The following is a 22,886-nucleotide window of genomic DNA, read 5'->3' on the forward strand; positions in this document are numbered from 1 at the left end:
TAATCCGCGATGAACCTTTTCTTTTGGTTCAGTATTCATTATTTATAACGAATGCCGCGCTCCACTTCTGGGTCTTCCATGGTCTTAAAGCGCTTGTGCAGCCACATCCACTGTTCTGGTGCTCTTAAGATAATCTTCTCAAGGTAGCGGTTCATGTAGGCGGCAGCCGCTTTCTCATCTTTCTGTGGATAGTCATCTTCGATCGATTCATCGGCCATGATCTCATACTTGCCATCGGCATTTCTAAAACCAGAACCCGGAACAAGTGCGCATCGGCTCGTATAAGCCAGAATACTAGTGCCTGTTGTAGTACATGCATCTTCTACCGCGAAGAAAGGCACAAACACTGCTTTGTTACGGCCGTAATCATGATCCGGAAGGTAGAAAAGGATCTCACCCTGACGCAGGATTCGAATCATACGCTTCACGTCTTTACGGTGAATCAGGCGGTTGCCGTTTTGAGTACGACCACGGTATTGAATGAATTCATAAGCCGGATTGTTGTGCGGGCGATAAACACCTAAACCTGAAATACCGAGAACAGCCATTGCTCGCGCAGTGATCTCTAGGTTCAAGGCATGCACACAACACAGCAGAACACCTTTGCCGTTAGCTTTATGTGTACGCAGCATTTGAGTGTCTTTATCTACTAAGATTCGCTTGAAGCGCCACGTCGGCCAAAACCAGGTAATGCCGGTTTCGATGAGTGCCATACCTGTGTTCTTAAAGTTCTCACTGACCATTGCCGCGACTTCATCTGCTGGCTTGTCTGGGAAGGCGAGCTCCAAGTTACGTGTTGCTACCGCGACGCGCTTTTTACCATAGCGAGCACCCAAAGAGCCTAACGATCGGCCTAACAGCAGTAAGAGGCGATAAGGGAGAACGTTAACAATAAGCGCCAATAACCCAAAACCAAACCATACACCCCAATATTTAGGGTGAAGTAGAGCTAGAGTAAAAGGCGGCTTAGTAATCACGTGTTGTGCTGTGCCGTTTGCTGAAGAAGTTTTCGTCGTCATAACCATCACTTAAGATTTGATTGCCACTTAATTTGATTGCTACTTAATCTGAGCGCTTAGCAGTGCCCAATAAGCATCAAAGTTTTCTGTTGGTTGATATTTGAAGTCTGAGCGAACAAATCGATTCAAGCTGCCTTCAACTTGACCGAGCAGTTGAGCGGCTAAGATTTTCTCATCAACCGGGAATGATTTCCCTTCACGAAGCTTTCTTTCACGCAGGATCTGGCGAAGTTGCGTCTCAATGCGTTCGAAAAGTTGGTTGATGCGATCACGCAGGCGTTCATTTTCAAACATTAGAGCATGACCAGATAAAATTCGAGTCAGGCCTGGGTTACGTTCTGAGAAAACTAAGATAAGTTGTAGTACTAGGCGTATGCGCTCTAGCGTGTCTTTCTCTTCATCCAGAATACGGTTGATTCGAGACATCAACGCTTCTTCAATGAACTCGATCAGGCCTTCAAACATGCGGGCTTTGCTTGGGAAGTGGCGGTATAACGCAGCTTCAGAAACACCCACTTGCTTGGCCAACTTTACCGTTGTGATACGAGAAGCACCTTCGGTCGATTCCAACATTTGTGCGAGAGCTTGTAGGATTTCTTCACGACGGTTTGATTTTCGAGTACCAGCCATCTATTTACTTCCTTTCCTAAAGATGAGGATTGAGTGAAGAAGGATTATAAACACCATTCAATTCTGTTTCCTAGTTTTGTAAGCCCTAGGTCAACAGAATCGAGAGGTGTCAGCAGATTATCAGAGCAAATTTGTGCGTTTATACATTAATAAGCTGTTGGATCTGATCGAGGATCTGGAAACCAAGTGTGTCTTTGCTTTCCAGTGGCAGAGATTTATCGCCGCCTTTCCAATAAAGGTGCAGCTCATTGCTACTGCTATTGAAGCCTTGTCCTTCAACTGAGACGTCGTTGGCGCAGATCATATCGAGGTTCTTTCTTTCCAGTTTACCGCGTGCGTACTTCTCAACATCTTGAGTTTCTGCTGCGAAGCCGACAGTAAATGGGCGACCTTCGGTCATTGAAGCGACAGAAGCGACAATATCTGGGTTTTTAACCATTTGAATGGTCATGTCGTCTTTACCGTCGACCTTTTTAAGCTTTTGGTCTGCAATGGTCTCAGGGCGGTAATCGGCAACTGCGGCGCAGCTGATGAAAATATCGTGTTGAGAAGCGTTAGCAGTAACGGCATCAAACATCTGTTGTGCGCTGTCGACATCAATACGATTAACTTTATTTGGCGTTGCTAATGAAACAGGGCCGCTGATTAGAGTCACTGTTGCGCCTTGTTTCGCGGCTGCTTCAGCCAGAGCATAGCCCATCTTGCCCGAGCTGTGGTTGGTAATGTAACGCACAGGGTCAATGGCTTCACGAGTTGGACCCGCCGTGATTAACACAGAGCGACCAGCAAGAGGTTTAGGTTGGAAGAAGTCTTCACAGCGGTGCACGAGCTGCATAGGCTCTAGCATGCGACCCATTCCCACATCACCACACGCTTGTTCGCCAGCCGCCGGTCCCCAAATCTCACAACCACGACGTTTTAGTGTTGCGATGTTCTCTTGAGTGGCAGGGTGGCTGTACATCTGTTGGTTCATTGCCGGAGATACCGCAACTGGCGCATCGGTTGCTAGAACCAAAGTGGTCAGTAGGTCGTTACCCATGCCAGCTGTCATGCGCGCAATCAGATCAGCGGTTGCTGGCGCTAGTAATACCAAGTCAGCCCACTTTGCGAGCTCGATGTGCCCCATGGAAGCCTCAGCAGCAGGATCAAGCAAACTATCAGACACTGGCCTTCCAGAGACTGCTTGCATGGTGAGAGGAGTGATGAACTCCTTGGCTGCATTTGTCATCACGACTTGTACTTGTGCTCCACGCTCAATTAAGCGTCGAGTCAGTTCGGCACATTTATACGCAGCGATACCACCACTAATGCCAAGTAGGATTTTTTTCCCAGCTAGGCCTTGTAGGTCAGCGTTATCCAGTTGATTAACCAATGTTTGCATGATTCTGTTCCTTAATTTCTCTGGGACTTACGATATCAGAACAAAGGATTAGTGCCTAGAAGCAGAATTAGAACAGATTTGACGCTCATCAAGTTGGTGTTATCAAACTTATCAATTACACGGTTTTGCTAGTGACTCATTTCCTTTGATCTCTATCGAAGGATCTCTGATTACGATCTCATTAAGGTGATGGGTTGTGTTCATGACCAATGATTGTCTTTATATGCCAATAGATAAAATACCTGCCGAATCGATGCCGAGAGAAAAGTTATTGAGTCGAGGGCCTGATTCTTTGAGTGATGCGGAATTGCTCGCGATATTTCTGCGAACAGGGACACAAGGAATGAACGTGTTGGAACTTGCTGACAAGTTGATCAAAGACTTTGGCTCGCTCCGTCATCTTTTTTCAGCAACGCAGGAAGAATTTTGTGCCCATAAAGGGATGGGGCAGGCCAAGTATGTTCAATTACAGGCTGTGTTAGAGATGACACAGCGCTATCTAGCAGAGACGTTATCTCGCGGAGATGCACTCACTAGCCCTAGTCATACTAAGCTTTATCTTTCGAGCATGTTGCGTGATCGCCAGCGAGAAGCCTTCTATATATTGTTCCTCGATAACCAAAATAGGGTAATCAAAGACGAAGTTATGTTTGAAGGAACCATCGATGCCGCATCGGTTTACCCACGGGAAGTGGTTAAACGGGCACTTCATCACAATGCGGCGGCATTAATCTTGGCTCATAACCATCCTTCGGGTGTCGCGGAGCCCAGCCAAGCGGATAGGAGGATTACACGCCGATTGACCGACGCATTAGCGCTGGTGGACATCCGAGTTCTCGACCATTTTGTCGTTGGAGATGGCGAAGTTGTCTCTTTTGCAGAGCGTGGATGGATTTGAATCACATTTTAGGTTGTTAGTTGCGTTAAATCTGCTATTATTCCGGCCACATTTTTAGACCTAAAATCAGCTCTGATTACTCAAGCAAGCTGCGCTGCACAAAAAAAGATCACGAAATCCGTAAAAAGGATCTGTTCGGGTCTTGAGCAATGCGTGTCAAGTTAGTATAATGCGCGACCTTTGATAGCCTTGTATGGATTTTCCATAACGGTTTTTACCTTCTATTTTAATTGATAGAGAGGTTCGGCCACCAAGGTTGATATCGAGCTGAAACGATTGGAGAAGACATTCATGTCCCGAGTATGCCAAGTAACTGGTAAGCGTCCAGTAACGGGTAACAACCGTTCACACGCACGCAATGCTACTAAGCGCCGTTTTCTGCCGAACCTACAAACTCATCGTTTCTGGGTAGAGAGCGAAAAACGTTTTGTTAAACTACGTCTAACTGCTAAAGGCATGCGTATCATTGATAAGAAAGGCATCGATGCTGTTCTTGTTGATATCCGTGCACGTGGCGAAAACGTTTAAGAGGAATTAAGCAATGGCTAAAGGCATTCGTGAGAAAATTCGTCTAGTATCTTCTGCAGGTACTGGTCACTTCTACACAACTGATAAGAACAAGCGTAACATGCCAGGCAAATTTGAGATCAAAAAGTTTGATCCAGTAGTTCGCCAACACGTTATGTACAAAGAAGCTAAAATCAAGTAATTGATGCTTTTTTTGCTCTTCTTCAGTAGAAGAAAGAATTGAAAAACCCAGTTTAATCGCTGGGTTTTTTTATATCTACAATTTGAGGAACTCAATTATTCTTGCTTGATATAGCCTCTGATAGATAGAAATCTGTACAACATAGAAAGTATTGCCACTTTCACGATATACTGAATGTTCAATAGGTTAGATGAGCAGAATCAGATGAGATATCGTGGACGCCGGTGGAACAACATACTCATGTTCAGTGTGATCGCTTTTATTGGCGTGTTAAACCTTCCAACATTGATCAAAGCGTACCTTATCGAGCCTGAACCGCAGGTTGATAGCCCTTATCCTTATCTCCTGAACCCAACAGCAAAGCTTCAAGCGTTACACTTTGCTAAGTGGTCTGTCATTCAACAAGATAATCAATGGGTTTACCAGTTCGAAGATACTGACTTTCCTCAAGCCACCAATGCACAAGAGCTGTCACAACGTTGGAAAGAGCTTGTGGGCACGGAAGTCGACTCACAGACCTACACAGACCTTACGCCTCGGTTAAATACACCACACACCATCGAAGTATGGTATCAAGACCAAGAAGAGCCCCAGCGTATTACCTATTATCAATTGCCTAAGTTCTGGTTGTTAAAAAACTGGAATGATCAGTGGTTGGCGGTGTCTATTGAAGAGAGCTACCTGTTTCCAAGCTTTAACGCTAACCACTCCTCTAAATCGGACGACTAACTATGCCTGAATTACCCGAAGTCGAAGTAAGCAGAATGGGGATCTCGCCTCATTTAGTCGGTGAGACCATTAAAACTCTTACTTTTCGCACGCCCAAGCTGCGTTGGGATATCCCACAAGAGTTAAAAGCATTAGAAGGGCAGGTGATTCGCTCTATCTCGCGTCGTGCAAAGTACCTATTGATTGAAACGGATACTGGCACTGCCATTGTTCACCTTGGTATGTCTGGCTCACTACGCGTATTAGACGCTGACTTTCCAGCAGCCAAGCACGATCACGTGGATCTTAAGCTCACCAATGGCAAAGTATTGCGCTACAACGACCCTCGCCGCTTTGGCGCTTGGTTGTGGTCGGCGCCTGATGAAGTCCACTCTGTGTTGCTTGGTTCTGGTCCTGAGCCGTTAACGGACGACTTTAACGCTGATTACATCGCTGAGAAAGCAGAAAAGCGTAAAGTCGCAGTCAAGCAGTTCATCATGGACAACAAAGTAGTGGTTGGTGTGGGTAATATCTATGCCAATGAAGCGCTATTTGCTTCACGTATTAGCCCTTTGCGCCCTGCAAGCAAAGTGACAAAACAAGAGTGGGTCTTGTTGACCAAAGAGATCAAACAAGTGCTCGCCACCGCCATTAAACAAGGCGGTACTACGCTAAAAGATTTCGCACAAGCAGATGGCAAGCCGGGGTATTTCGCCCAAGAGCTGCAAGTGTATGGGAAAGCGGGTGAAAAGTGTCCAAGCTGTGAAGCTCTGATTCAAGAATTGAAAATAGGGCAAAGAAATACGTTTTTTTGCGAAGAGTGCCAAGTATAAAAAAACTGAACGCGCGTTCACTTTTTACTGCTAGTAGATATAAGTGCTAGTCGCTACAATTACATTAATGATATGAATTGAGAATAGTAGAATGAAATATTTAGTAACTGGCGTTGCCGGTTTTATCGGATCTGCAGTGTCAGAGCGACTATGCGCAGCAGGCCATGAGGTTGTCGGTATTGATAACTTGAATGACTACTACGAAGTCTCTTTAAAGCATGACCGCCTTAAACGTATCGAACATGAAAACCTGACCTTTATTGAGCTGGATCTTGCTGATAGAGAGGGCATGGCGAAGCTGTTTGCTGAGCAAAAATTTGACCGTGTGATTCATTTAGCAGCGCAAGCTGGCGTTCGTTACTCAATTGATAACCCAATGGCGTATGCCGATAGCAACCTTGTCGGTCACTTAGCTATTCTTGAAGGCTGTCGCCATAATAAGGTTGAACACCTCGTTTATGCTTCATCGAGTTCCGTTTATGGCTTGAATCAAAAAATGCCATTCCATACAGCAGACAGTGTTGATCACCCGATTTCACTGTACGCCGCGACTAAGAAGTCGAATGAGTTGATGGCGCATACCTATTCTCATTTATACGACGTACCAACGACAGGTCTTCGCTTCTTTACGGTTTACGGCCCTTGGAGTCGCCCTGATATGGCGATGTTCAAGTTTGCGAATCTAATCGTAGCGGGCAAAGAAATCGACATTTATAACAACGGCGACATGATGCGTGACTTCACTTATATCGATGATATTGTTGAAGGTATTATTCGTGTTCAAGATCGTATTCCAGCCAAGCAACCAGATTGGACCGTTGAACAAGGGTCACCAGCAACCAGTTCTGCTCCGTATCGCGTGTTTAACATCGGTCACGGCAGCCCGGTTAAATTAATGGACTACATCGAAGCATTAGAAGGTGCTTTAGGTATTGAAGCGAAAAAGAACTTCATGCCAATGCAACCAGGTGATGTGTACGCGACTTACGCTGATACGGAAGATTTGTTTGAAGCGGTTGGCTACAAGCCTCAAGTGAAGATCCAAGAAGGCGCAAAAGCTTTTGCGGATTGGTATAAAGCTTACTACTCACTATAAGAGTTAGTTTCTCTTATAAAAATAGCGCTCAATGAGCGCTATTTTTTTCGGTGTAGGTAAAGAGAATTACTTGGCAGTCTTCAGCTTTATCTCGGCTGCCACCTTTTGTGGTACAAACTGGCTAATATCCCCTCCGTGTATAGCGACTTCACGAACAATGGTTGAAGAGAGGAAAGCATACTCTTCTGAAGGGGTCAGAAATACGCTTTCAAGGCCAGGTAGGAGCTTACGATACATGCTAGTGAGACCAAACTCGTACTCAAAGTCCATGGTTGTTCTTAGACCACGTACTAATACGTTTGCTTGCTGCTGTTTAGCAAAGTCGACTAGTAACCCTGAGAATCCCTCTACAGATACGTTAGGTAAGTGAGACACCGCATCACGTAACAACTCTACACGTTCATCTAACTCAAACATGGTTTTTTTACTTGGGCTCGCTGCTACTCCAACAGTGATATGGTCAAACATGCTAGCGGCACGAACAATGATATCAAGGTGGCCATTGGTCACCGGATCAAAAGTTCCTGGATAAATAACGTGTGTGCTCATTTTAGCTGTCCTTGCTTAATGTAGTGTTCGAATTCGGTGCTTTACTAGAGTTTAAGGCCTTATCGAGTTGCTGCTTTACCATATCGAGTGTGATGTCTTTCATCAGGTCATCGCCTTTAGCACGGGTTCCCCATGGAAGGTCTGCGACTGGTTTACCTTGTTGTGCTTCTACGTGCTGTTGATAAACACTCACTACGATATCGAGATCGTTGTAAGGTCCTGTTCTACGAGGGTCGCTGTGTGCGTACAAGCCGATTACAGGCGTTGACTGCGTAGTTGCCAAGTGGGCTGGGCCAGTATCAGGTGCCAATACCACCGTTGCATGTTTCAGTACGGCAGTCAGTTGCTTCAAGTTCGTTTTTCCAATCAAGTTGGTTACTGGCGACTGGCATAATTTTTCGATGTCGCTACCAAGGTTAACTTCTCTTGGTGCCGGAGAACCACATAACACCACTTGCATGCCTTGTTCGACAGCATAATCAGCAATAGCTGCATATCGCTCAGTTAACCAATTGCGTGAATCTTTGCTTGCAGCTGGGGAGATAACCAAGGTCGGCTTGTCTGCCATGGTGCTAATTGCGAGTTGTTCATCTTCAGGTGTTAAAGGGATATCCCATTGAGGCTTATCGAAGGGGGCACCAATGTAGCGAGCAAATTCGGCAAAGTTATCCAACACATGAAACTTATCTGAAATAGGTAGATGGTGGTTGGTAAAGAATGACTGCATTTCACGAGTACGGTTTTTACCAAATCCCACTTTGCACTTCGCCTTTATCCCCCAAGATAGCACGCTGGCTCTGAGTGCGGCTTGCATATGCAGAAGTGCATCAAATTTACGATCAGATAGCTGACGCCATAATTCACGCATTCCTTTGAAGCCTTGTTTCTTATCGAAAACAATCACCTCAATACCGGGTAGATCGCCGATCAGCATGGCTTCTATTTTGCCCGTTATCCAAGTGATTTTCGTTTCAGGCCACTGCTTCTGGATGGCTTGAACCACAGAAATAGCATGACAAACATCGCCAATCGCGGAGAGGCGAAGTATGCAAAGAGATTGAGGTGCAGTTGAGAACAGTGACATAAAGTGCCCGAAAAAAGTGAATAACATCAGAATTATGCAGATACTCGCATTAGTTGTAAAATAGCAATGACGAAAAGCGACCCAAAGGCCTCATAGATGGAAACGATTAGCACCAAGAACCAAACAATTTGGTACGACCCTGAACTTTTGGCTCAGGTACCAGAGGGCGATATCGCTCAGATTTTTGAGGCTGAATATTGGCAGCAACAAGACGCCATTTCAGGCAGTGCTCAAGGACGCGGTACCACATGGTTCATTCAGCTTGATGGAATACAGGCCGCATTGCGCCATTATCGCCGTGGCGGATTGTTTGGGAAGCTAGTCGAAGACCAATATCGCTTCTCTGATTGGGAAAGCACGCGCTGTGCGATGGAGCTTAATGTTCTCAAGGCATTGGCAAACTCAGGTGTGAATGTACCGAAGCCCATTGCTGCTAGAGCCATTAAAAGCGGACTACTTTATCGAGCGGACTTAATGTCTGAACGAATTCCCAATGCCAAAGATCTGGTTGATGTCTTGGTCAATGGCCCGATAGATGCGGATGTTTATCGTCGAATTGGCCAAGAGGTACGCAAGATGCACGATGCTGGGGTTAATCATACCGATCTCAACATTCATAATATCCTGCTTGATGACTCGCAAAGGGTGTGGATTATTGACTTTGATAAGTGTGGTCAGCAAGCGGGTGATGACTGGAAAGAAGGCAACTTGAATCGCTTAAAGCGCTCGTTCTTAAAAGAAGTGAACAAGCGCCAGATTCAATGGCAAGAGTCGGATTGGGAGCCGATATTAAAGGGTTATCAAGGTTAGATGTTAAAGGGCTACCAAGGCTAATTAGGTCAAATAGTTGTTAGCTAAGAATGTATTCCAAGGTTTTATCCAACGCCCCTCGGTTCTGCTCAACTACTTGATAAGCCGCTAAGCCTTTAGTTTTGCGCAGCTCTGATTGTTTGAACAGTCGTTGGAGTTGGCCTGCGATATCTTGGCTATCTTGACATATAACCACGGCATTGGCTTCCAGTAGCTTGTCTGAGATCTCGCTGAAGTTAAAGTAGCTAGGACCATTCAATAAAGGTAGTTGTAGGGCTGCTGGTTCTAGAAGATTGTGGCCACCTACCTTATCGCCTACAAGGCTTCCTCCCATAAAACACACATCAGCACCACCGAGTAAGGTCAACATTTCTCCCATCGTATCAGCAATATACACTTCAACATCAGAGGCGATAGGTTGTTGACTTGTTCGAGTGATGGTGTTGAATTCTTGCTGTTTAGCCAGTTCCGTCACTTGGCTGAATCGTTCAGGGTGACGAGGCACAATCATCAGCAAGGTATTTGGATTGTCTTTAAGGAGCTGTTTATGAGCGTCTAAGATAATTTCATCTTCGCCTTGATGAGTGCTGGCTGCTATCCACACACAGCGTTCAAAGCCAATTTGTTCACGTAACGCTTTGCCTTTTGATACTTGTTCAGCTGAAACTTCAATATCAAACTTGATCGACCCAGTCACATGCACAGATGCTTTATCTAACCCTAATCGTATAAAACGCTCAGCATCACTTGGGTATTGGCAAAGTACTTGAGAGAGATTTTTGGCTAAGAGATCAAAAACGGCTTGGAATTTAGCATAACGCTGGCACGAGCGTTCAGATAGGCGAGCGTTGAGTACCGAAATGGGGATTCCAGCTTTCGCGACGCAGTGCAGTGTGTTTGGCCATAACTCGGTTTCCATGATTAGCATCTGTTTAGGCTGAACAGTCTTCAAAAAACCTCGAATACACCAAGAAAAATCAATCGGCATGTAGCGATGCTCGACTAAATCACCGAGTTTTTCTATCTGCTCTGCACCCGTGCTGGTTGTCGTGGTAACGATAATGGCTTGGTTTGGATTGCGTCGCTTCAGTTGCTTTATGATCGGTACGGCGGCAATCGATTCACCAACCGATACTGCGTGAATCCAGATAGGATTCTTACCTTGAGTTTGCGGTGTGATCCCGAAATGTTCTTTCCAACGCTGACCAAAACTTGGCTTTCCAGGTTTGCTCTTATAAAGCCCATACAGCAGTAGCGGAGAAGCTAATGACAATATGAGAGTATAGATAAGTCGTATAAGCATAAGAACAGTGACACCAGAAGGCAAAATCAATATTCAGAAGAGTATTTTCTTCAATCTCGAAAGTAAAGAGCGTTATAATTAAATGCTTAGTTGCGCTTTCAAACGGACATGGTGAATTTTATCTCATCGCTTATGCAAACCGATCAAACCTATCGTTTCTTGCTCTACGTCGAGCAAAATTATTCATTTGCTATTCTTCGCCCATTCTATGATTACGCGAAGCAACTCGGCCATGAGGTTAAGTGGTTGCTTGTTGGTGAAGACGCTTCTGAACATCTTTTACTGGATCAAGAGCAGAGCGTCTCTTTGACAGAAGCTATTGCCTTTAATCCTTCTGCCGTTCTAGTGCCCGGCGATCGTGTTCCAGCGTTTATTCCAGGGTTGAAGGTACAAGTATTTCATGGTTTGAACGAGAGCAAACGTGGGAACTTATACCCTGAACGTGGTCTATTTGATTTGTATTGCACCGAAGGCCATGAAAGAACAAGCTCGCTTGAGCCGCTAGCTAAGCAGCGCGGCTATTTTCAAGTTAAAGAGACCGGGTGGCTGAAGCTCGATAGCTTGTTTAATTATCAAACCAGTGACAAGCATTTTGAAAGACCTCAAATTCTATTCGCTTCCACTTTTTCGCCAAGTTTATCCTGTGCTGAATTGGTTTATGAAGAGCTTAAGCGCCTAAGCAAACTGAGCCAGTGGCAATGGTTAGTCACATTGCATCCTAAAATGAAGCAAGAGACACGAGAAAAATACCAGGCGTTGGAAGGGGACAACCTTCTGTTCTTCGACAATGATCGAGTGATTGAAATGCAGCATCGTGCTGATGTGATGGTATGTGACAACTCATCGATCTTTCAGGAGTTTTTGTTGCTCAATAAGCCGGTTGTTACGGTAAATAACCGAGAGCCTCAAGCGAGCTTCATCAATATTACCCAAGCAGAGCAGTTAGAATCAGCAATTCAACAAGCTATGCTGCCTGATGAAACAAGAGATAAAGCCATTGCTAATTATGGTCCGTCAATAACGCCATATTTGGACGGTCAATCCTCAGCGAGAGTTCTGAGTGCTATTACGGATGTGCTAGAAAGCGGTTGGCAGGATAAAAAACCAAAAAATTGGATTCGTAACTTTAAAATCCGTAAATCATTAAACTATTGGAAATTCTAGGGCTGAATAATGAAAATATTAGTTTGTGCATCATATCTACATGCCTGGAATAGTATTCGCCCTGAAGCGGAGATATTTGTAGAACTAGCAAATCAAGGACATAACGTGACGGTTATGACCCAAGGTGAGTCTGAATACGTAGAGCGGCTTCGAACAAACGGTGTGAAGGTTATTGACTGTTATCCTAAAAGAAAGGTTTGTTTTGAGACGATCAAGAGTATTCGAAGTGAGTTAAAGAGTGGTGAATATGACATCTGTTATGCCTTTAACTCAAAAACTATTCCGAATGCCGCATTTGCATGTATCGGGCTTAAAGTGAAGTTGATCGCCTACAGAGGAACAACGGGTGGCTTGTATCGACACGATCCAAGTGCTTACTTAACTCAACTTCATCCCCGTGTCGATGGCATCGTTTGCGTATCTGAAGCTGTTCGACAGGATGTAATCAAGCGAGTTTGGAAGAACAAAGATAACGTTGTCACCATATATAAAGGGCATCAACTAGAGTGGTATCAAGTCGACCCCACTTCTAGGGAGTCGCTTGAATTGAATCAGACCGATGTTGTTGCTTTTTGCGCTGCGCATGTGCGCCCCAGCAAGGGAATATCTATTCTCCTCGAGGCGACTAAATATATCACAGTACCCAATTTTCATCTGGTTCTTGCGGGTAGTGGTTATGAGCCCCACTTCGACGAGATGAAAAGTAGCCCGATCTCAGATAGAATTCACTATATTGGTCATCGTAAAGACATTCCATCATTAATGGCCATGGCAGATATTCAGGTACAGCCATCCGTTAGTGGTGAGGGGCTGCCTCGTACAATTATTGAAGCGATGGCTAATGGAACAGCATCAGTTGTTACCACTACAGGCGGAGCGCCAGAGCTTGTCGATGATGGAAAAACAGGTTTTATTGTTCCCACTGCTGATGCTCAGGCACTAGGTGAAGCGATTAATAAAATTGCTCAGGATAAACAACAATGTTCTGATATGGGGCTTGCTGCAAAAGAGAGGCTAGCACGTCACTTTAGTTCTAAAGTAACGGTTGCTGAACACTTAAAGTATTTTGAACGCTTACTAGGTCATTCAAACTAGCTCAATGAAAAAGGTATATTGATTCAATGAGAACATTATCAGCGTTAATTATTTGTAAAAACGAAGAAGACCGTATTCGACCTTGTTTCGAATCGTTAAAAGGTTTTGCTGATGAAATAATTGTTTATGATTCTGGTAGTACGGATAAGACAGTTGAAATAGCAAGAGAATATACGGATAAAGTCTGGGTTACCGAAGATTGGCCTGGTGATGGTTATCAGAAGGCTAGAGCTTTTGAACAGGCTACGTGTGATTGGGCACTAATTATTGATGCAGATGAATACTTGGATGAAGATATGAAATCCGAGATAACACTTCAGTTAAGTGATCCGAATTTAGAAGAAGTAGCCTTCAAGCTACCTTGGGGTAACCTTATCTTAGGTAAACAAATGCGTTTTGGTCGTTCATCCAGAGCCCCTAAACGTCTTTTTAAGCGTGAAGGAGCCTCTATTACTAAAGTTGTAGTACATGCAAATGTAGAAACTGAAGGGAAGGTATCTACACTGAAAAAAGGTTTTTTGATGCATAACTCGTTGCGTGGCTTTGATCATTTGATGGAAAAAAGCCGAGTATATGGTTGGGAAACCACAAAAAAATATTACAGCAAGGGTAAGCCAAGTTTAGGGATTCCTTTCGCTATTGTGCGCTCAGTTTGGACATTTTTCCTAATTTATATTATCCGATTAGGATTTTTAGACGGTAGTCGTGGTCTATTAATGGCAGTGAACTTTGCTCAATCCTCATTTAACAAATATGCGGGTCTGTGGTACCTAGAGCAAGAAGCCAAGCTGAAAAACAATAAGCATTCAGATAAGAATTAATAGAGATTTTAGTATGTTAAACAATAAGACAGTATTAATTACAGGTGGCACAGGGTCGTTTGGTAAGCAATTTATTAAAACAATTCTAGAACGATACCAAGACGTGAAGAAGATCATTATCTTTTCTCGTGATGAATTGAAGCAGTTTGAAATTAAACAGCAATACCCTGCTAAGGACTTCCCTCAATTACGTTTCTTCATCGGTGATGTGCGTGATCGTAACCGTATGATTCAAGCCTGTGAAGGTGTTGATGTAATTATTCATGCTGCGGCAATTAAGCAAGTTGATACAGCAGAATACAATCCGACCGAGTGTATTCGTACTAATATTGATGGGGCTGAAAATGTAATTAATGCCGCACTACAGTGTGGTGTAAAAGATGTAGTAGCACTATCTACGGATAAAGCGTGTGCTCCGATTAACTTATATGGTGCTACGAAACTTGCATCGGATAAGCTATTTGCCGCTGCGAACAATATTAAAGGCTCAAAAGACATTCGTTTCAGTGTCGTACGTTACGGCAATGTTATGGGCTCTCGTGGTTCGGTTATTCCATTCTTTATGCAGAAAAAAGAAGAAGGTGTACTGCCAATTACACATGAAGAGATGACGCGTTTTAATATTTCTCTTCAAGATGGCGTGAATATGGTCATGTATGCACTTGAAAACCATTTGGGTGGTGAGATCTTTATTCCTAAGATCCCTTCGTACAAAATTCTAGACATCGCTGAAGCTATTGCGCCGGGCATGGCAACGAAGGTTGTTGGCATTCGCCCAGGAGAAAAACTTCATGAAGAAATGATCACTGATACTGATTCTCTCAATACGATTGATTTAGGTCGTTATTACGCGATCCTTCCTTCTGTCTCTTTTACATACACAGAAGATGAGTACATGAATCACCATAAGGCTGAGAAAGTGCCTTTTGGTTTTAAATACAACTCAGGCACCAATACTGAGTGGGAAACGATTGAAGGTCTACGTGACCTAATCAAAGAACATGTTGATCCTAAATTTACAGTGTGAGTAGAACAGTGATTCCATACGGCAAGCAAGATATCAGTCAGCAAGACATTGATAGTGTAGTTGATGTCCTTAAATCTGATTTTCTAACTCAGGGGCCACAAGTTCCTGCGTTTGAAAAAGCGTTAACAGAACATACTGGTGCTCAGTATGCGTTAGCAGTGAATAGTGCAACCTCGGCTCTGCATATCGCTTGTTTGGCTTTAGGTTTGGGGGAAGGTGACTGGTTGTGGACAACGCCTGTTACTTTTGTTGCGTCTGCAAACTGTGGTCTTTATTGCGGAGCTAAAGTGGACTTTGTTGATATTGATTCAGCAACTTATAACATGTGCCCTAAAAAGCTAGAGCAAAAGCTAATTACTGCTAAAGCTACAGGAACTCTACCTAAAGTCGTAGTTCCTGTTCACTTATGTGGTCAGCCTTGTGATATGGAATCCATTGCTAAGCTAGCCAAAGAATATGGCTTTAAAGTCATTGAAGATGCTTCTCATGCTATTGGTGGTCAATATCATGAACAACCAATCGGTAATTGTAAGTATTCTGATATTACAGTGTTCAGTTTTCACCCTGTAAAAATTGTCACAACGGCTGAAGGTGGTGCTGCATTAACGAACCAGAAAGAGCTAGCGGATAAAATGGCTCTCTTGCGCAGTCATGGTATTACACGAGATCCTGAAATGATGACGGAAGCTTCTCATGGTGGCTGGTATTACCAACAGGTTGATTTAGGTTTCAACTACCGCATGACAGAACTTCAAGCGGCGTTGGGTGTCACGCAAATGCAACGTCTTGATGAATTTGTTGCGGCGCGCCATGTGTTGTCTAAGCGTTATAATCAAATGTTATCTGAATTACCCTTGGTACTTCCTTATCAACTTGAAAACACATACTCAGGTTTGCATTTATTCGTAATTCGTTTGAAGTTGGATGAGATATCATTAACTCATAAACAAGTGTTTGACGCCCTGCGTGAAAATGGTATCGGTGTTAATTTGCATTACATTCCTGTGCATACTCAGCCATATTACCAAGCTATGGGCTTTACTGAAGGGGAATTCCCTGAGTCAGAACGCTACTATCAAGAAGCCATCTCACTGCCAATGTTCCATGGTATGACGGAAGAACAGCAAAATACCGTTGTTCGTGTAGTAACTGAAATTTTGACAGGTAAATAATGAACGTTGCTATTATTCCTGCACGTGGTGGCAGCAAGCGTATTCCTCGTAAAAATATAAAGCACTTTCATGGCAAACCTATGATCGCTTACTCAATCGAGGCTGCACTTGCTTCGGATTGTTTTGATAAGGTTATTGTCTCTACTGATGATGCTGAGATAGCCGAGGTAGCGATAAAGTATGGTGCTGAAGTGCCATTTTTACGGCCTTCAAATATCTCCGATGACTATGCTACCACTATGGATGTGATACACCATGCAATAACTTGGTGCGCTAATAATGGCTGGGATATTGGTGATGTTTGTTGTTTGTACGCCACTGCTCCGTTTGTTTTACCTGAAGATCTTCAGAAAGGCTACGAGCTACTTAGAGGAAATAGTGTGCAATTTACATTTGGTGCCACATCGTTTCCTTTTCCGATTCAGCGTGCCATTAAGCTTGATGAGCAAGGCTATGTTTCGATGTTTTCGCCTGAGAACGAACAGGTAAGATCACAAGACTTGGAAGAAGCGTATCACGATGCTGGCCAGTTTTATTGGGGTCGTAAAGATGCTTTCCTGAATAAACTATCGGTGTTTTCCAGCCACTCTAAGGCCGTGCTCTTGCCGAGAAAACGCGTTCAAGATATTGATACCCAAGAAGACTGGGAACTGGCCGAATCTCTTTTTTCAGCATTGAGGTTAGGATAAATAATGAAGGTTACCTTCCGAGTGGATGCGTCACTATTTATCGGTAGTGGCCACGTCATGCGCTGTTTGGTGCTTGCTGATATATTAAAAAGCAAAGGTTTTTCTGTATGCTTTGCTTGTCTGCCTCAGCCTGGGGACATGATTACATATATCCGTGATAGAGGCTTTGACGTATTAGAGCTGACTCCCTCTTGTCTACAAATGACTCCCTCCCATAGCGTTGATTATAAAGCTTGGCTTCAACGTAGCGTTGAAGAAGATGCAAATGACTTTCTATCTAAAGTTGATTCTTCCGAGTGGGTGATTGTGGATCACTATGCGCTGGACCATGAATGGGAAAGTATCATTATAGGTAAGCTGTCATGCGCTATTTTATCGATTGATGACCTTAACCGTGAACACTGTAGTGATATTATTCTCGACCAAAACCTATGGCCGAACATTTCAAAAAGATATTCGGATTGTTCTGCTACTAAGCTCCTTGGTCCTGAATATGCTCTTTTAAGAGAGAGCTTTTCAACATTGCGGGATTCGCCCCGAGATTCAATATCCAATCAACTCTTAGTCTTTTTTGGTGGAACAGATCCTACAAATGAGTGCGAGAAGTTTATTCTTGCAGCAAATGAGTTTAAGAGGCTCCCGTTTAATACTATTTTGATCACGGGGAGAATCAACCCTCGTTTTGATGCTTTGATAAAGCTTAATCAAAAGAGCAATGTTTCTATATACAAAAATTTAGAGAGTTTTGATTTATCTTTAAGTAATAGCAAATATGCAATTGGCGCCTCAGGAGTAAGTAACTGGGAGCGTTTTTGTCTCAGAGTTCCAGCCTCGATAGTTTCCGTAGCGGAGAATCAAGTAATACTTTCAAATTACTTGTCAGATTTAGGGTTTGTTGAATACTTAGGTGAAGGTATAACGACGAGTACCGATACTTATGCACTTGAGCTAGCGCGTTTATGTGAAAGGTGGGATGACATCAAACCTTTTAGTGATTTTGAAGTTGATGGCTTCGGTGCGAATAAGGTCGTTCAAACAATGGAGAGCTTTTGTCGTGAAACAAAGAGTGATTAAATTTAGGCCACTTGAAGAAAGTGATTTAGAAGAAATTCTTGCTTGGAGAAACTCTCCAGATGTTAGAAAAAATATGTACACCTCTCATGAAATCACTATGGATGAGCACAAGTCATGGTTTTCTAGCATGTGCAAGGATAGTTCAAAAGAATATTTTCTAGCAGAGTTAAATGGAGAGCCAGCAGGGGTTGTTGGATTTACTGATATAAATAGAATTCCTAGAATCGCTTCTTGGGCATTCTATGCGTCGCCCAACGCGGTAAGAGGCACCGGATCTTTGATGGAATATCGGGCCCTAGAGCATGCATTTACTGAATTAGATTTACACAAATTACGCTGTGAGGTTTTAGGCTTTAATCAACCAGTAGTGAAATTACACTCCAAATTTGGCTTTAAAGTTGAAGGTACTCATCGAGATGCTTTCTTCAATGGGACTGAATATCACGATGTAGTACATTTGGGTATCTTTTCACATGAGTGGAAAGATATTAGAAACCTTATGAAAGATAAATTGAGAGTATACGAAGAAAATGAATAAAAACATATACATCGATAATCGAGAAATTGGTCCTAATTGTCCTCCATATATTATTGCTGAGCTTTCTGCTAACCATAATGGTGATATAAACCGAGCTTTTCAGATTATGGAAGAAGCAAAAAAAGCAGGTGCTGATGCGATTAAACTTCAAACCTATACCCATGAAACTATCACTATGGATAGTGACTCGGAGGAGTTTCAAATTCATGGCGGTTTATGGGATGGCCAAACTCTGTATGAGTTGTATAAAGAAGCGCATATGCCTTGGGAATGGCACAAGCCTTTGTTTGAAAAAGCAAAAGAGTTAGGTATTACGATATTTAGTTCACCATTTGATTTTACCGCTGTAGATTTATTAGAGGAGCTAGACGCTCCCGCATACAAAATAGCATCTTTCGAAGTGGTTGATTTACCTCTGATTAAGCGTGTTGCTCAAACGGGTAAGCCGATGATTATTTCAACCGGAATGGCCAACGAGGAAGAGATTGCAGAAGCAATAAAAACAGCGCGAGATAATGGGTGTAAGGAATTGGTTGTATTGCATTGTGTAAGCGGTTATCCAGCCCCTGCAGAACAATATAACTTAAAGACGATTGCCGATATCGCAGAGCGGTTTGACGTTTTATCTGGCCTTTCTGATCACACTATCGACAATGCTACCGCCGTTGCTTCGGTTACTCTAGGCGCATGTTTGATTGAAAAACATGTCACAATGGATCGTAACGGGGGCGGTGCAGATGATAGCTTTTCTCTTGAACCTCATGAATTAGCTGCATTATGTAAAGACACGAAAACGGCTTGGCAAGCGATGGGGCAAGTGAACTACGAAAGAACAGAAGCTGAAAAAGGTAATGTTAAGTTCCGTCGCTCTTTATATGTAGTAAAAGACATAGCGAAAGGTGAGTTATTGACGCCTGAAAATGTTCGTAGTATCCGACCTGGGTTTGGTTTAGCGCCAAGATACTACGAAGACGTTATAGGAAAAAAAGCGTTATCCAATATAGAAGCAGGAACCCCTTTAGCTTTTGAATTATTTGAATAAAATATTATGTCATTTGAGATAGCTGGATAGAGATTATCTCTCGAAGGCTATCTTTGTTTATTTCTAATTTACTTATGATATCTACAAAGTTAGAAACTTCACTATCAGGAATTAATTTATATATATTACAATACTCTTCCATACCAATACCCGCTGAAGAGTTAATAGATATTATGTTAACAGTGTCTGTGCTAGAGAGTAAATAAAGCTCTAAAGGCTGTTTATTCGATAAGAAAGTTACACCCTTTTCTTTAAAAGATAAATAATCTGATTCATTTTCTTTCGGATGTAATTTTAAAACTGGTTCAAATCCTTCACTTCTACTTTTCGATATTATCAAATCATAAATTTCATGAAAGAAACCGTTATCAATAAGCTTCCCCTTCAATATATTGAATGTTGGCTGCGTGGCGATGATGAGTGTCTTTTTATCTAAGCTATAAGATTTGTTAAATCTAAAGCAGCGCTGAATATTTGAAGTATATGTTTTGTTTTTGGATAGTACTAATTTTTTTCCCTTATGTAATACGGATTTAGGAAGTTTTTCTGGATGTATCGCATAGATATCATCACATTGCTTCATCTCACCAAATACATAATACTTAGGGTCTCTGTTTGATAGGTAACGTAGTAGTTGCTTTGGTTTAGAGCTTACTTTATGCTCAACATAATTCCCCATACCATCTTCAATCATAGAGTATGAACTTGACAATAATCTGAATAATCTAGACATTTTATTGTTTTCATTATAAAGGTAAAGTTTTTTTATTGTGCAGGAAAAGTCCAAATTGTTATCGTATTCTTTTATTAACGATGTTAACGAATTCTTTATGTTGTTATTTATGGATAATCCGCGAAGTGAACAGAATAAAATGTACTTACCTAAAAAACCGTTTTTTTTAATATGCTTAACTAATAATTTTCTACTCACCAACGCTAGCTCTATGTTTTTAGGTAATACACTAGTATCTATGGATTTTGGATCAACATCTTGATAATCATAGAAGAAAATTATTTTCGATAATGTATTGCTGTCTGAACTCTGTGACTTATACAGGCTAAATAACAGGTGTCGGACTGTTGAGCAGATATATAAGTTCATTACTTTTCCTTTTCGAGTTTTATTTTATTTATTAGTATTATAGATGTAAATAAGTAGAGGAAGTATGTCCCTGGATGCGACAGAGGTATATAGCTTAATCCTGCTACAAATATAAATATGGGCATGATTATTAGTAAGTATGAATAATCTGATTTTACATTTTTAATGCCATAAATAAATGGAATTAAAAGAGTGCCAATATAAAGAAACAATCCTAGGAACCCATATTTTACAGTTCTATCCACTATGCTGTTATGGAAGTTTTTATTATCAAAATTAGCTAATGAACGCCTTACTGTTCCTTCTTTATACATATCTTTTATCATTTTCAAATGTGCATCTTGTCCTAACCCTATCCAAGACGGATTATCTTTTATGATGTTGTAGCCTACTATCCAAAGTTGAATTCTTATTCCCCAAGATGTGTCTAAATTTCCAGAGTTTAAGAGTTTTACTTCTTGTACCGACCGTTCAATTCGACTTTCTATAATAGGGTAGCTTAATATAATTACGCTTGTGAATAACAACAAGCTTGTACAAGCAAGCTTCCAGTTTCTTTTTTTTATAAAGATAAGAGAAATGATTGTTATATATGTTGCGATTAAAGCTAACCACGTCCCTCTTGTGTCAACCAATATGACGTTCATGCTCAGTAAAATAAAGCTGAATGTAGAAAGAAAGAAAAGTAATTTACTCCTGCTTATATAGCAGAGGTAAAGCGTTATGATAGATAATAATCCAATGAAATTAGAGTAAGGAATAGGGTTTAATGGGAGTTTCATCTTCCCTAACTCCTCAAATTCTATAATGTTCATGGTTTGGTAAGATATGTATATAGAGCTTAGAGTAGTTATATATATTAAAAAACGGTAACGAATTGACTTGGGAAAGGATATTGTTGAATATAGTAGTGTGCTAATGAGGACCCTTATCTCAGAAGAACTATAACCATTATAATAATACTTAAACGAAGCATAAGCCGTAGATATCAATATCAATATAATTATATTGTTGTATTCTATTTTTATATTGTCAATTTTTACTAGGCTACATAATATCTTGGTTATTAAAGATATTATGATTAGAGCTACCAGGATTTTATCTCCATTATGGATGATAAAAAGGCCGCTAACGGCCCAATAAATGGGAAGCAAGTGTATAAATTTCATTATTTGTCGAAACATATTATTTGTACGGGTTTATATTACTTTCAGGACGAGTCTTAAGCAGTCTTAAGATCCACATATATTGCTCAGGCTTTTTGCTTACGTAGTCTTCAATACATTGGTTCATCATACGTGCGTCCTCTTCTTCGCTTCCTGTTGGGAAGGGTAGAGCAGGGTAGAAGTCCAAGGCGTATTGGCCTGTACTGCTATCGTATTGAGCAAACAAGGGCACAATTTTAGCTTTACTTAGTTTTGATAGGCGACCAAGGCCTGAGATAGTTGCTTTTTGAGTCGCGAAAAAGTCAACGAAGACACTGTGCTCACGGCCAAGATCTTCATCAGGGAGGTAGTAACCCAGGTACCCATCACGTACCGACTTGATGAAAGGTTTGATACCACCACTGCGATCATAAACACGACCGCCGTATTGCACGCGTTGTCGGTGCATTAGCCAGTCACTGAGTTTGTTTTTTTGTGCTTTCGCCATCGCAGATACAGGTAAATTGCGTGAAGCTAATAATACCGCTGGGATATCGATAGCCCATGTGTGTGGCACCAGCAAGATCACATTCTCGCCACTGTCTGTAATATCGGTTAGATTGCTCAGGCCGTTTATCGAAGTATTATTCTCTAGCCAAGTTTTACTCTTGAGTGTCAGTGAAGCAAATCCCATCAAAAATGAGATGGAAGTAACGTATGACTGATAGAGAGTTTCTTCGCGCTCTTCGATAGATTGCTCAGGGAAACACATCTCAAGATTCACTCGAGCCCGGCGGTTAGCCTTATTCTTAATTTTTACAGCTTGCTTAGCCATAAACTTAGCTAATGCTAAACGAATGCTATTAGGTAAGAAGCAGACTAAAGACGATAACAAAACAGCAATCCAAGTTCCCCAGTATTTAGGTGCTAGAAAACCCCATTCAAACTCAGGATTGTAAGCTTTTGGATCAAAATCATTGCGTTGTGTGGTCATTCA

25 protein-coding genes are annotated in these 22,886 nt (G+C 42.1%); 16 read left to right on the top strand and 9 right to left on the bottom strand.

Translation table 11 applies throughout. The features are described 5' to 3' along the window. Nucleotides 1-38: 38 nt before the first annotated feature. From lpxL to coaBC, 3 genes are all read right to left on the bottom strand, one after another. Nucleotides 39-1,019 (bottom strand): LpxL/LpxP family Kdo(2)-lipid IV(A) lauroyl/palmitoleoyl acyltransferase, encoded by a 981-nt coding sequence (gene lpxL / locus AB4482_RS21610; protein ID WP_371725378.1) that lies wholly within the window; start codon nt 1,017-1,019, stop codon nt 39-41. Nucleotides 1,020-1,058: 39 nt separating this feature from the next. Next, entirely contained in the window at nt 1,059-1,649 is a 591-nt protein-coding gene (slmA, locus tag AB4482_RS21615; protein WP_004741428.1) for a nucleoid occlusion factor SlmA, read from the bottom strand. Nucleotides 1,650-1,788: 139 nt separating this feature from the next. After that, complete coding sequence (gene coaBC / locus AB4482_RS21620) at nt 1,789-3,030, bottom strand: bifunctional phosphopantothenoylcysteine decarboxylase/phosphopantothenate--cysteine ligase CoaBC (RefSeq protein WP_017063087.1); 1,242 nt, start codon at nt 3,028-3,030, stop codon at nt 1,789-1,791. A gap of 223 nt (nt 3,031-3,253) precedes the next feature. On the opposite strand from coaBC, the gene radC reads away from it, so the two are divergent. The 6 genes from radC to AB4482_RS21650 all read left to right on the top strand — a co-directional run bounded on the left by radC (nt 3,254) and on the right by AB4482_RS21650 (nt 7,274). Continuing rightward, nucleotides 3,254-3,928: a DNA repair protein RadC gene (gene radC, locus AB4482_RS21625; protein WP_372116076.1), complete on the top strand. Its 675-nt coding sequence runs from the start codon at nt 3,254-3,256 to the stop codon at nt 3,926-3,928. Between the two features lie 291 nt (nt 3,929-4,219). Then, nucleotides 4,220-4,456: a 50S ribosomal protein L28 gene (gene rpmB, locus AB4482_RS21630; protein WP_004728407.1), complete on the top strand. Its 237-nt coding sequence runs from the start codon at nt 4,220-4,222 to the stop codon at nt 4,454-4,456. A gap of 13 nt (nt 4,457-4,469) precedes the next feature. Beyond that, nucleotides 4,470-4,637: a 50S ribosomal protein L33 gene (gene rpmG / locus AB4482_RS21635; RefSeq protein ID WP_002535344.1), complete on the top strand. Its 168-nt coding sequence runs from the start codon at nt 4,470-4,472 to the stop codon at nt 4,635-4,637. Between the two features lie 204 nt (nt 4,638-4,841). Beyond that, nucleotides 4,842-5,366, top strand: coding sequence for a hypothetical protein (locus AB4482_RS21640; RefSeq protein ID WP_372110047.1), 525 nt, complete (start codon nt 4,842-4,844; stop codon nt 5,364-5,366). 2 nt (nt 5,367-5,368) lie between these two features. Further along, nucleotides 5,369-6,178, top strand: a complete 810-nt coding sequence (gene mutM, locus AB4482_RS21645; protein WP_102332610.1) for a bifunctional DNA-formamidopyrimidine glycosylase/DNA-(apurinic or apyrimidinic site) lyase — start codon at nt 5,369-5,371, stop codon at nt 6,176-6,178. A gap of 91 nt (nt 6,179-6,269) precedes the next feature. After that, entirely contained in the window at nt 6,270-7,274 is a 1,005-nt protein-coding gene (locus AB4482_RS21650; protein WP_016784074.1) for an NAD-dependent epimerase, read from the top strand. Between the two features lie 66 nt (nt 7,275-7,340). On the opposite strand, the gene coaD is transcribed toward AB4482_RS21650, so the two are convergent. Together coaD and AB4482_RS21660 are read right to left on the bottom strand one after the other, a co-directional pair. Next, a complete protein-coding gene (coaD, locus tag AB4482_RS21655; protein WP_010433787.1) occupies nt 7,341-7,823 on the bottom strand; it encodes a pantetheine-phosphate adenylyltransferase in 483 nt (160 codons plus the stop codon). Nucleotide 7,824: 1 nt separating this feature from the next. Then, on the bottom strand, nt 7,825-8,907 hold the full coding sequence (locus AB4482_RS21660; protein WP_372181647.1) for a glycosyltransferase family 9 protein: 1,083 nt from the start codon (nt 8,905-8,907) through the stop codon (nt 7,825-7,827). A gap of 96 nt (nt 8,908-9,003) precedes the next feature. Between AB4482_RS21660 and AB4482_RS21665 the strand changes: the two genes are divergently transcribed. After that, a complete protein-coding gene (locus AB4482_RS21665) occupies nt 9,004-9,717 on the top strand; it encodes a 3-deoxy-D-manno-octulosonic acid kinase (RefSeq protein WP_017071073.1) in 714 nt (237 codons plus the stop codon). 40 nt (nt 9,718-9,757) lie between these two features. Here the strand turns inward: AB4482_RS21665 and waaA are convergent, their stop codons facing one another. Beyond that, nucleotides 9,758-11,020 (bottom strand): lipid IV(A) 3-deoxy-D-manno-octulosonic acid transferase, encoded by a 1,263-nt coding sequence (gene waaA, locus AB4482_RS21670; protein WP_372129183.1) that lies wholly within the window; start codon nt 11,018-11,020, stop codon nt 9,758-9,760. A gap of 132 nt (nt 11,021-11,152) precedes the next feature. On the opposite strand from waaA, the gene AB4482_RS21675 reads away from it, so the two are divergent. From AB4482_RS21675 to pseI, 9 genes are read left to right on the top strand one after another with little or no spacing between them, the layout of a single operon-like run. Continuing rightward, nucleotides 11,153-12,184 (top strand): CDP-glycerol--glycerophosphate glycerophosphotransferase, encoded by a 1,032-nt coding sequence (locus AB4482_RS21675; protein ID WP_017069245.1) that lies wholly within the window; start codon nt 11,153-11,155, stop codon nt 12,182-12,184. A 9-nt stretch (nt 12,185-12,193) separates the two neighbouring features. Further along, nucleotides 12,194-13,279 (top strand): glycosyltransferase family 4 protein, encoded by a 1,086-nt coding sequence (locus tag AB4482_RS21680; protein WP_372181650.1) that lies wholly within the window; start codon nt 12,194-12,196, stop codon nt 13,277-13,279. A 26-nt stretch (nt 13,280-13,305) separates the two neighbouring features. After that, nucleotides 13,306-14,100 (top strand): glycosyltransferase family 2 protein, encoded by a 795-nt coding sequence (locus tag AB4482_RS21685; RefSeq protein ID WP_372181652.1) that lies wholly within the window; start codon nt 13,306-13,308, stop codon nt 14,098-14,100. Nucleotides 14,101-14,113: 13 nt separating this feature from the next. After that, nucleotides 14,114-15,127: a UDP-N-acetylglucosamine 4,6-dehydratase (inverting) gene (pseB, locus tag AB4482_RS21690; RefSeq protein ID WP_372181654.1), complete on the top strand. Its 1,014-nt coding sequence runs from the start codon at nt 14,114-14,116 to the stop codon at nt 15,125-15,127. After that, a complete protein-coding gene (gene pseC / locus AB4482_RS21695) occupies nt 15,124-16,299 on the top strand; it encodes a UDP-4-amino-4,6-dideoxy-N-acetyl-beta-L-altrosamine transaminase (protein ID WP_016797626.1) in 1,176 nt (391 codons plus the stop codon). The genes pseB and pseC overlap by 4 nt, the downstream gene beginning before the upstream one ends. Continuing rightward, the gene (gene pseF / locus AB4482_RS21700) at nt 16,299-16,988 is read left to right on the top strand and encodes a pseudaminic acid cytidylyltransferase (RefSeq protein WP_016789203.1); all 690 of its coding nucleotides are present in this window, start codon (nt 16,299-16,301) and stop codon (nt 16,986-16,988) included. Before pseC ends, pseF begins: the two co-directional genes overlap by 1 nt. Before the next feature lie 3 nt (nt 16,989-16,991). Beyond that, nucleotides 16,992-18,062: a UDP-2,4-diacetamido-2,4,6-trideoxy-beta-L-altropyranose hydrolase gene (gene pseG / locus AB4482_RS21705; RefSeq protein WP_372181657.1), complete on the top strand. Its 1,071-nt coding sequence runs from the start codon at nt 16,992-16,994 to the stop codon at nt 18,060-18,062. Next, a complete protein-coding gene (pseH, locus tag AB4482_RS21710) occupies nt 18,043-18,600 on the top strand; it encodes a UDP-4-amino-4,6-dideoxy-N-acetyl-beta-L-altrosamine N-acetyltransferase (protein WP_065100867.1) in 558 nt (185 codons plus the stop codon). Before pseG ends, pseH begins: the two co-directional genes overlap by 20 nt. Next, the gene (gene pseI, locus AB4482_RS21715) at nt 18,593-19,642 is read left to right on the top strand and encodes a pseudaminic acid synthase (RefSeq protein ID WP_016789200.1); all 1,050 of its coding nucleotides are present in this window, start codon (nt 18,593-18,595) and stop codon (nt 19,640-19,642) included. The genes pseH and pseI overlap by 8 nt, the downstream gene beginning before the upstream one ends. A gap of 4 nt (nt 19,643-19,646) precedes the next feature. Here the strand turns inward: pseI and AB4482_RS21720 are convergent, their stop codons facing one another. The 3 genes from AB4482_RS21720 to lpxM all read right to left on the bottom strand — a co-directional run bounded on the left by AB4482_RS21720 (nt 19,647) and on the right by lpxM (nt 22,883). After that, nucleotides 19,647-20,744, bottom strand: a complete 1,098-nt coding sequence (locus tag AB4482_RS21720) for a hypothetical protein (RefSeq protein ID WP_372181660.1) — start codon at nt 20,742-20,744, stop codon at nt 19,647-19,649. Next, on the bottom strand, nt 20,744-21,526 hold the full coding sequence (locus AB4482_RS21725) for an O-antigen ligase family protein (protein WP_372181662.1): 783 nt from the start codon (nt 21,524-21,526) through the stop codon (nt 20,744-20,746). Before AB4482_RS21725 ends, AB4482_RS21720 begins: the two co-directional genes overlap by 1 nt. Nucleotides 21,527-21,929: 403 nt before the next feature. After that, a complete protein-coding gene (gene lpxM, locus AB4482_RS21730) occupies nt 21,930-22,883 on the bottom strand; it encodes a lauroyl-Kdo(2)-lipid IV(A) myristoyltransferase (RefSeq protein ID WP_372181664.1) in 954 nt (317 codons plus the stop codon). Between the last annotated feature and the right edge of the window lie 3 nt (nt 22,884-22,886).

This window comes from Vibrio sp. 10N.222.55.C7 (assembly GCF_041473335.1).
Lineage (GTDB): Bacteria > Pseudomonadota > Gammaproteobacteria > Enterobacterales > Vibrionaceae > Vibrio > Vibrio crassostreae_C.

Coding starts and splice junctions, on each gene's coding strand:
- AB4482_RS21685 (WP_372181652.1), top strand. CDS start 13,306: ATGAGAACATTATCAGCGTTAATTATTTGTAAAAACGAAGAAGACCGT.
- lpxL (WP_371725378.1), bottom strand. CDS start 1,019: ATGACGACGAAAACTTCTTCAGCAAACGGCACAGCACAACACGTGATT.
- rpmG (WP_002535344.1), top strand. CDS start 4,470: ATGGCTAAAGGCATTCGTGAGAAAATTCGTCTAGTATCTTCTGCAGGT.
- pseB (WP_372181654.1), top strand. CDS start 14,114: ATGTTAAACAATAAGACAGTATTAATTACAGGTGGCACAGGGTCGTTT.
- lpxM (WP_372181664.1), bottom strand. CDS start 22,883: ATGACCACACAACGCAATGATTTTGATCCAAAAGCTTACAATCCTGAG.
- slmA (WP_004741428.1), bottom strand. CDS start 1,649: ATGGCTGGTACTCGAAAATCAAACCGTCGTGAAGAAATCCTACAAGCT.
- mutM (WP_102332610.1), top strand. CDS start 5,369: ATGCCTGAATTACCCGAAGTCGAAGTAAGCAGAATGGGGATCTCGCCT.
- AB4482_RS21725 (WP_372181662.1), bottom strand. CDS start 21,526: ATGAAACTCCCATTAAACCCTATTCCTTACTCTAATTTCATTGGATTA.
- AB4482_RS21680 (WP_372181650.1), top strand. CDS start 12,194: ATGAAAATATTAGTTTGTGCATCATATCTACATGCCTGGAATAGTATT.
- coaD (WP_010433787.1), bottom strand. CDS start 7,823: ATGAGCACACACGTTATTTATCCAGGAACTTTTGATCCGGTGACCAAT.
- AB4482_RS21665 (WP_017071073.1), top strand. CDS start 9,004: ATGGAAACGATTAGCACCAAGAACCAAACAATTTGGTACGACCCTGAA.
- AB4482_RS21650 (WP_016784074.1), top strand. CDS start 6,270: ATGAAATATTTAGTAACTGGCGTTGCCGGTTTTATCGGATCTGCAGTG.
- coaBC (WP_017063087.1), bottom strand. CDS start 3,030: ATGCAAACATTGGTTAATCAACTGGATAACGCTGACCTACAAGGCCTA.
- AB4482_RS21660 (WP_372181647.1), bottom strand. CDS start 8,907: ATGTCACTGTTCTCAACTGCACCTCAATCTCTTTGCATACTTCGCCTC.
- AB4482_RS21720 (WP_372181660.1), bottom strand. CDS start 20,744: ATGAACTTATATATCTGCTCAACAGTCCGACACCTGTTATTTAGCCTG.
- radC (WP_372116076.1), top strand. CDS start 3,254: ATGCCAATAGATAAAATACCTGCCGAATCGATGCCGAGAGAAAAGTTA.
- AB4482_RS21640 (WP_372110047.1), top strand. CDS start 4,842: ATGAGATATCGTGGACGCCGGTGGAACAACATACTCATGTTCAGTGTG.
- pseG (WP_372181657.1), top strand. CDS start 16,992: ATGAAGGTTACCTTCCGAGTGGATGCGTCACTATTTATCGGTAGTGGC.
- rpmB (WP_004728407.1), top strand. CDS start 4,220: ATGTCCCGAGTATGCCAAGTAACTGGTAAGCGTCCAGTAACGGGTAAC.
- AB4482_RS21675 (WP_017069245.1), top strand. CDS start 11,153: ATGCAAACCGATCAAACCTATCGTTTCTTGCTCTACGTCGAGCAAAAT.
- waaA (WP_372129183.1), bottom strand. CDS start 11,020: ATGCTTATACGACTTATCTATACTCTCATATTGTCATTAGCTTCTCCG.
- pseF (WP_016789203.1), top strand. CDS start 16,299: ATGAACGTTGCTATTATTCCTGCACGTGGTGGCAGCAAGCGTATTCCT.
- pseI (WP_016789200.1), top strand. CDS start 18,593: ATGAATAAAAACATATACATCGATAATCGAGAAATTGGTCCTAATTGT.